The sequence below is a fragment of the uncultured Aurantimicrobium sp. genome (assembly GCF_936931525.1).
Lineage (GTDB): Bacteria > Actinomycetota > Actinomycetes > Actinomycetales > Microbacteriaceae > Aurantimicrobium.
This window is the reverse complement of the sequence record NZ_CAKZII010000041.1, coordinates 1-1,188: the sequence shown is the minus strand read 5'-3', so window position 1 is coordinate 1,188 and position 1,188 is coordinate 1. Positions and strand designations below refer to the sequence as shown.

Here is a 1,188-nt window from a genome sequence, read left to right as displayed (position 1 = left end):
GATGCAGCAGTAACCAACTAGTTCTCCTCAAAGACGAAGTGACCCTGGCCAATCGGCCGGGGTCACTTTCGTTAACAAGACAGAGTTACCGCCTACCCTAGAGATATGACTCACCACACGCATAAGCCGTTGATGGCTGCGTGGGTGGCGATTGCTTTAGCTGTTCTTGCTGGGATTCTGCGCACGAGTCAGGCTCGTATCAATGGAGCCTTTGCGCAAGAAATCCAGGATGCGTTTCTCTCTGGGGTGATTAGCTTCGGCTCAGGCTTCTTGATTCTGCTCGTCATCATTTCTTTCAATAAGAAGGGCCAGCAAGGCTGGCGCCAACTCATTACCGCTCTTCGTTCCGGCGGAATCACCCCGTGGTTCACCTTGGCTGGCAGCGCAGGTGCTGCCTATGTTCTTTCACAGACTCTGGTCGTCGGGATTACGGGTGTTGCGCTCTACACCGTTGCCTTTGTTGCTGGCTTGTCTATGGGTGGATTGTTCTTGGATGTGTGGGGGATTGGACCAGCGGGCAAGAAGCTTCTGAGTGTCAATCGTGTGGGTGGCGCCGCGTTAGGTATTGCTGCTGTTGCGCTGTCCTTGGTCGGCCACTCCACGGCAGCTGAGTCTCTGTTGCCGTTGCTTCTTCCACTTGTCTGTGGCGTTCTGGTCGCCTGGCAAGACGCGGCCAACGGTCGGATGACCGTCATTGCAGGAACACCCCTCACCTCCACCTTCCTCAACTTCATGGTGGGAACAGGTGTGCTGTTGATCGCGACGGCGTTCCATTCGTTTTCGGCAGGGTTGCCTGCGGCTCTGCCTTCTCAGCCCTATTTCTATCTCGGAGGTGCGATTGGTGTGGTCTTCATCGGAATCACCGCTGTTGTGGTTCGGGAAATTGGTGTTCTGTTGATGGGGCTAGGTTCCATTGCTGGCCAGCTGCTCATGGCGTTGATCTTGGACTTCTTCTTCCCCAGCGCCCAGGTCACCAGCGTGATGATCCTGATCGGTGCCAGCTTGGCCTTTGTGGCGGCAGCATGGGCAGCCTGGCCCACGAAGAAGCCGCATGCGCATGCACATGCGCATGTTGCCGTGCCACCCGTGGGCAACTGAGCTAGCCAAACATCCAGAGGATAATGAAGACATGAGCTATGAATACGGTCTCGACGTCGAGAACCTCGTCGCCCTCGATATGCACGTCCA

At 56.0% G+C, this 1,188-nt stretch carries 1 protein-coding gene; it reads left to right on the top strand.

Features of this window, described 5'->3' with window-relative positions:
- Positions 1–105 precede the first annotated feature (105 nt).
- Positions 106–1,098, top strand: coding sequence for a DMT family transporter (locus Q0362_RS01925; protein ID WP_298119204.1), 993 nt, complete (start codon positions 106–108; stop codon positions 1,096–1,098).
- Positions 1,099–1,188 lie beyond the last annotated feature (90 nt).

Coding starts and splice junctions, on each gene's coding strand:
- Q0362_RS01925 (WP_298119204.1), top strand. CDS start 106: ATGACTCACCACACGCATAAGCCGTTGATGGCTGCGTGGGTGGCGATT.